Consider the following 7,138-nt stretch of genomic DNA (forward strand, 5'->3'; position numbering starts at 1 on the left):
GGGTGAGGGCGCGGGGGATGGCGTCGGGGGTGTCGTCGGAGGTGCGCAGGAGGGTGGTGGCCTCGTCGACGGCGTCGGTGAGCAGCCGCCACTGGGCGTCACGTTCGCGCACCATCTCCGACTGGGCGGCGAGCTGGCGGGTCTTGGTCCACAGTTCGACGAAGACGGAGACCTTGGCGCGCAACACCCACGGGTCGAAGGGCTTGGTCAGGTAGTCCACCGCACCCACCGCGTAACCGCGCAGCGCCAGCTGGGCGTCCCGGTCGGCGGCGGTCAGGAAGATGATGGGTACGTGCCGGGTACGCTCCCGCCGCTTGATGTGGCTGGCCGTCTCGAAGCCGTCCATGTCCGGCATCTGGGCGTCCAGCAGGATCACCGCGAAGTCGTCGACAAGCAACTGCTTCAGCGCCGCCTCGCCGCTCTCCACCGCGACCGACTGCACGGGCAGGCCCTGGAGGATCGCCTCCAGGGCCATCAGGTTCTCCCGTCGGTCGTCGACGAGCAATGCCTTCGCCACCTGCGTCACGAGCCCTCCTCGGTACGGCCACCGCTGATCCAGCTGCCCATCAACTCGATCAGTTCGTCCAGGTCGACCGGCTTGGTGATGTAGTCGCTGGCTCCGGCCGCGATCGCCGACTCCCGGTCACCGGGCATCGCCTTGGCGGTCAGGAAGACGATGGGCAGTTCCGCGAAGCGGTGGTTACGTCGGATCTGCCGGGTCGTCTCGTACCCGTCCTGATCGGGCATCATGGCATCCATCAGGACGATGTCCACCTCCGGGTGCTCGGCCAGCAGGCGCACCCCGTCCTTGCCGTTGTCCGCGTACAGCACTGTCATGCCGTGCAGCTCCAGTGCGCTGGTCAGGGCGAAGACGTTGCGTACGTCGTCGTCGACGATGAGCACGGTGGCCCCGTCCAACTGCCGGGTCTTCGGTGCCACCGGCCGTTCCGGCAGCAGCTCCATCGGCGGCATCAGCAGCGACGACGGCAGTCCGGCCCGCTGCGGCGACGGCGACGACGGCGCGACCACCGCGTCCGGGGCCAGCACGTCGGGCAGGTAGAGAGTGAAGGTCGAGCCCTGCCCGGGGGCCGAGCTGACGGTGATCGTGCCGCCGATCAGCCGCGCCAGGTCCCGGCTGATCGACAGGCCCAGCCCGGTGCCGCCGTAGCGGCGGCTGGTGGTGCCGTCGGCCTGCTGGAACGCCTCGAAGATCAGCGACAGCTTGTCGTCGGAGATGCCGATCCCGGTGTCGATCACGGTGAACGCGATCACCTGCCGGGCGTTCGTCAGCGCCGGCACGTCGAAGACCGCGTGCTCCGGCGCCCGGGAGATCCGCAACGTCACCGCGCCGTTGTCAGTGAACTTGACCGCGTTCGACAACAGGTTGCGCAGCACCTGCTGGAGGCGCTGGGCGTCGGTGACCACCGCCGGCGGCAGGTCCTTGCTCACCCGTACCTGGAAGTCGAGTCCCTTCTCCTCGGCCTGCGGGGCGAACGCCTGCTCGACGTAGCTGCGGATCTCGGCGAACCGCACCTCGGTCGGTTCCACGTCCATCCGACCCGCCTCGATCTTGGACAGGTCCAGGATGTCGTCGATGAGCGAGAGCAGGTCCGAGCCGGCGCTGTGGATCGTCCGGGCGAACTCGGTCTGCTTGGGCGTCAGGTTGCGCTCCGAGTTCTCGGCGAGCAGGCGGGCCAGCAGCAGCAGGGAGTTCAACGGCGTACGCAGCTCGTGGCTCATGTTCGCCAGGAACTCGGACTTGTACGCCGAGGCCCGGGTGAGCTGCTGCGCCTTGTCCTCCAGGCCGAGCCGGGCCAGCTCGATCTCCCGGTTCTGGGTTTCGATGCTCGCCTTCTGCTCGGAGAGCAGCTTGGCCTTCTCCTCCAGCTCGGCGTTGGTGCGCTGCAACTCCGCCGACTGCTCCTGCAACTCGTGCGCGAGTCGCTGGGACTGGGAGAGCAGTTCCTCGGTACGACGGTTGGCCTGGATGGTGTTCACCGCGATGCCGATGGTGGCGACCAGCCGCTCCAGGAAGGAGAGGTGCAGCTCGGAGAAGGGGGTGATGCTGGCGAACTCGATCACGCCGAGCAGCTCGCCCTCGAAGAGGACGGGCAGCACGACCAGGTCCTGCGGTGGGGTGTCGGCCAACCCGGACCGCAGCGTGATCCGGCTGTCCGGTACGGCCGCGAGCCGGATGGTGCGCCGGGAGAGCGCGGTCTGCCCGACCAGTCCCTCGCCCGGCCCGAAGGTGACGTCGTGGCCCCGGGACACATAGCCGTACGAGGCGGTCAACCGCAGCCGCATCACCCCTTCGGAGTTGTCCGCCAGGAAGAACGCGCCGAGCTGCGCGTCGACCAGCGGGGTCACCTCCATCATGATCATCCGGCAGACCTCGCCGAGGTCACGCTGGCCCTGGAGCAGGCCGCCGATGCGGGCCAGGTTGGAGTCGAGCCAGCCCTGCTCGGCGTTCTTGTGGGTGGTCTCCCGCAGCGTGACGATCATCTGGTTGATGTTGTCCTTCAGCTCGGCGACCTCGCCCTGTGCCTTCACCGCGATCCGCTGGGTGAGGTCACCCCGGGTCACCGACGTCGAGACCCGGGCGATCGCCCGCAGCTGGGTGGTCAGGGTGGAAGCGAGCTGGTTGACGTTCTCGGTGAGATCCCGCCAGGTGCCGGAGACCCCCTTGACCTGGGCCTGACCGCCGAGCTTGCCCTCGGTGCCCACCTCACGGGCCACCCGCGTCACCTCATCGGCGAACGACGACAACTGGTCCACCATCGTGTTGACGGTGTTCTTCAGCTCCAGGATCTCACCCTGCGCGTCCACCGTGATCTTCTGCGACAGGTCACCGTTGGCGACGGCGGTGGTGACCGAGGCGATGTTACGCACCTGGCTGGTGAGGTTCGACGCCATCGAGTTCACGTTGTCGGTCAGGTCCCGCCAGGTGCCGGAGACCCCCTTGACCTGGGCCTGACCACCCAGCTTGCCCTCGGTGCCCACCTCACGGGCCACCCGCGTCACCTCATCGGCGAACGACGACAGCTGATCCACCATCGTGTTCACCGTCGACTTCAACTCCAGGATCTCGCCCCGGGCATCCACGGTGATCTTCTGCGACAGGTCGCCCTTGGCCACCGCCGTCGAAACCTGGGCGATGTTGCGGACCTGCGCGGTCAGGTTCGACGCCATCGAGTTCACGTTGTCGGTCAGGTCCCGCCAGGTCCCTGCCACGCCGCGGACCTGGGCCTGACCGCCGAGCTTGCCCTCGGTGCCCACCTCACGGGCCACCCGCGTCACCTCATCGGCGAACGACGACAGCTGATCCACCATCGTGTTCACCGTCGACTTCAACTCCAGGATCTCGCCCCGGGCATCCACGGTGATCTTCTGCGACAGGTCGCCCTTCGCGACGGCGGTGGTGACCGAGGCGATGTTACGCACCTGGCTGGTGAGGTTCGACGCCATCGAGTTCACGTTGTCGGTCAGATCGCGCCAGGTGCCGGAGACCCCGGTGACCTGGGCCTGACCACCCAGCTTGCCCTCGGTGCCCACCTCACGGGCCACCCGCGTCACCTCATCGGCGAACGACGACAACTGATCCACCATCGTGTTCACCGTCGACTTCAACTCCAGGATCTCGCCCCGGGCGTCCACGGTGATTTTCTGGCTCAGGTCGCCCTTCGCGACCGCCGTCGAGACCTGGGAGATGTTGCGGACCTGACTGGTGAGGTTGCCGGCAAGTTGGTTGACGTTCTCGGTGAGGTCCCGCCAGGTGCCGGAGACCCCGCGTACCTGGGCCTGACCGCCGAGCTTGCCCTCGGTGCCCACCTCACGGGCCACCCGCGTCACCTCGTCGGCGAACGACGACAACTGGTCCACCATCGTGTTGACGGTGTCCTTGAGTTCGAGGATCTCACCCTGCGCGGCCACGGTGATCTTCTGCGACAGGTCACCCCGGGCCACCGCCGTGGACACCTGCGCGATGTTGCGGACCTGCGCGGTCAGGTTCGACGCCATCGAGTTGACGCTGTCGGTGAGGTCCTTCCAGGTGCCGGCCACGTTCGGCACCTCGGCTTGGCCGCCCAGCTTGCCCTCGGTGCCCACCTCACGGGCCACCCGGGTCACCTGCTCGGCGAAGAGCCGCAGGGTGTCGGTGAGCGAGTTCATGGTGTCTGCCAGCTCGGCGACCTCACCCCGGGCACCCACCGTGATCTTCTGGCTCAGGTCGCCCTTGGCCACCGCCGTGGCCACCTGGGAGATCGACCGCACCTGACCGGTGAGGTTCGACGCCATGGTGTTCACCGAGTCGGTGAGGTCCTTCCAGGTGCCGGCGACGCCGCGTACGTCGGCCTGGCCGCCGAGCTTGCCCTCGGTGCCCACCTCCCGCGCGACCCGGGTCACCTCGTTGGAGAAGGACGAGAGCTGGTCGACCATGGTGTTGACGGTGCGGCCGATGCGCAGGTACTCGCCGCGCAGCGGACGCCCGTCCATCTCCAGCGCCATGTGCTGGGAGAGGTCGCCGTCGGCGACCGCGACGATGACCCGGGCGATCTCGGTGGTGGGACGGCCCAGGTCGTCGATGAGCGAGTTGACCGCCCGCTGGCCCTCCACCCAGGAGCCGTCCAACCCCTCCTCGTCCAGCCGCTCCGTCAGCCGGCCGTCCCGACCGACGACCCGGCTGATCCGGCGCAGGTCCAGGTGTTGCCGTTCCTGGAGCGACACCACGTCGTTGAAGGCGTCCGCCACATCGCCGGCCGCACCCGAGCGCCGGGGCAGTCGTACCTTCAGGTCGCCGCGCCGGACCTGGCGCAGCGCCTCCGCCAGCTCGGTGAGGACCGCCTCGTGGTCGGCGGCGGAGGTGTCCGCCAGCCCCGACTGTTTCGCCGTGGTCATCGTTCCTCGCTCATCTCAGGGTCCACCGGCTCGCGCCGGCCACCCCATCATTGTCCCCGTGAGCAGGAAACCGCCACGCCGCACCGCCGTTCGTGCTGCCGACCCAGCCGATGATCGGCTTGGCACCGGGCGGGTGTCGGTGGAGGATACGAGGGTGTCGGCGGAGACGGGGCCCGCCCGGACCAAGGGCCCAGACGAGCATGTACGACGCGTCCGGCTGCCCGCCGACCGCCGTACGCCGGCTGCGGCCCGGGCGGTCGTCCGGTCCGTGCTCACCGAGGCGCACCTGGACGAGCTGATCAATGAGGCGCTGCTGCTGACCACGGAGCTCTCCACGAACGCCGTCGAGCACGCCGGCACCGAACTGGACATCGAGGTCACCGCGGACTCCGCCGGACTGACGGTGACCGTCTCGGACTTCGCCGCCGGCCCGGTCGACGAGCTGACCGTGGGTGTGCGCAACGTGGCGACCGACATCGTCGATGTGGCCGAGCGCGGTCGCGGCCTGCTGCTCGTCGACCACTTCGCCAGTCGCTGGGGCACGACCTACCTCCCGCAGGGCAAGGGAGTCTGGTTCCGGCTGGACCGGCGGCACCAGGACGGGCAGCGCCCGCACGACGACGAAGCCGCCGCCGCACCGGATGTTCCGCACAGCACCGGGCACACCACCGCCCTCAGTCCCGGTGCGATGAGCGAGTTGCTGCAGACCACTCCCGACCCGTACGCCGAAGACCCGTTGCCCGACTTCGCCACCAGCCTGCTCACCCGGGTGGCGGAGATGATCGGTGCCGCGGGAGGCGTGGTCCGGCTGGACCGGGGTGACGGCCAGGGCACGCAGACGCTCGCCAGGTACGGCCGGCAGCCCCGCAGCGGCACCGACCTGATCCGGGTACGGCTGGCCGTGCACCGCCCGTACGCCGGGGAACTGGAGCTGGACGCCGCACCCACCGCGTACGCCCGGCCGCTGGCGGTGCTGGCCGCCGAGCGGCTCTCGCTGCACCTGGAGAACGACCGGCTGCGCCGCGCCGACGTCCGCCGGCAAGCCTGGTTGACCTTCCTCGCGGAGGCCAGCGAGCTGCTCGCCCAGTCGCTGGACGTGGAGCTGACCATGGCGCTCGTCCCGCAGCTGGTGGTGCCCCGGCTCGGCCAGTGGTGCGCGGTGCACACCACAGACGAGTGGGGTCGGCTGCGCCTCGCCGCCGCCAGCCACGCGGACGAGTCGATGCTGCCGCAGTTGCACGCCACCCTGCGCGAGACCGGCCCCGACTCGATCCAGTCCCGGCTGCGGGAGGCCAGCCGCAACGGCACGCAGACCCCGCTGGGCGCGCCGATGGAGGGCTTCGCGGTGCCGCTCATCGCCCGGGGCACGCGCCTCGGCACCCTCGCCGTCGGGCGGCACCAGCGGCACCGGCACGACCCGGACGAGATCGCGGTGCTGGAGGACGTGGCCCGGCGGGCGGCCCTGGCGATCGAGAATGCCCGGATCCACGCCGAACGCCGCCGGGTCGCCCAGGCGCTGCAACAGTCACTGTTGCCGCCGGTGCTTCCGGTGGTGGAGGGCATCGGCTTGGCCGCGGAGTACGTCCCGACGGGCGGGGACGCCGACGTCGGCGGCGACTTCTACGACGTGGTGCCGCTGCCGGACGGCCGCTGGCTGGTGGTGATCGGCGATGTCTCCGGCAAGGGGGTGCAGGCCGCTGCCGTCACCGGCCTGGTGCGGGATGTGATCCGGGTGCTGGCCGGGGACGGCAAGCCGCTGCCCGAGGTGCTGGCCCGGCTCAACGAGACGCTCGTCGAGCGGGGCGCCGGCCGCTACTGCACGTTGGCGCTGGCCGCGGTCGGGCCGGGCGAGGGCGACCAGCTCGACGTCGAGCTGCACCTGGCTGGGCACGACCGGCCGGTGCTGTTGCATTCCCGGGGTGGCCCGGCCAATTTCGTCGGCACCGGCGGCACCGCGCTCGGGCTGCTCGACGCCATCACCACGCCGGCTGCGGACATCATCCTGAATCCGGGTGACTGTCTGGTCTTCTACACCGACGGGGTCACCGAACGTCGGCGTGGCCGGGAGTTGTTCGGCGCCAGCCGGTTGCGGGACGCCGCCGTTCCGCTCGCCGGCTACTCGGCGGACGTGGTGGCCGCTCGACTCCGTGCCACCACGATCAACTTCTCGGTGGAGGAACCCCGCGACGACATAGCCATCCTCGTCCTCCGCAACGACATCGTCTAACCCCCTCCCCCCTCCCCC

Annotated in this window: 3 protein-coding genes; 1 reads left to right on the forward strand and 2 read right to left on the reverse strand. The window is 69.8% G+C overall.

Annotated elements, in window-relative coordinates; translation table 11 throughout:
- Together C1I93_RS26650 and C1I93_RS26655 are read right to left on the reverse strand one after the other, a co-directional pair.
- Positions 1-526: response regulator (locus C1I93_RS26650; RefSeq protein ID WP_111246032.1), on the reverse strand; the 526-nt coding region annotated here is incomplete at its 3' end.
- Positions 523-4,893: a hybrid sensor histidine kinase/response regulator gene (locus C1I93_RS26655; RefSeq protein ID WP_111246033.1), complete on the reverse strand. Its 4,371-nt coding sequence runs from the start codon at positions 4,891-4,893 to the stop codon at positions 523-525. The genes C1I93_RS26650 and C1I93_RS26655, both read right to left, overlap by 4 nt.
- 154 nt (positions 4,894-5,047) lie before the next feature.
- Here C1I93_RS26655 and C1I93_RS26660 point away from each other — a divergent pair, with 154 nt between their 5' ends.
- Positions 5,048-7,120 (forward strand): SpoIIE family protein phosphatase, encoded by a 2,073-nt coding sequence (locus tag C1I93_RS26660; RefSeq protein ID WP_111246034.1) that lies wholly within the window; start codon positions 5,048-5,050, stop codon positions 7,118-7,120.
- Positions 7,121-7,138 lie beyond the last annotated feature (18 nt).

It is taken from the genome of Micromonospora endophytica (assembly GCF_003236305.1).
GTDB lineage: Bacteria > Actinomycetota > Actinomycetes > Mycobacteriales > Micromonosporaceae > Micromonospora > Micromonospora endophytica.

Bases quoted from the DNA above. Each gene is read 5' to 3' on its own strand.
- C1I93_RS26655 (WP_111246033.1), bottom strand. From the start codon at position 4,893: ATGACCACGGCGAAACAGTCGGGGCTGGCGGACACCTCCGCCGCCGAC.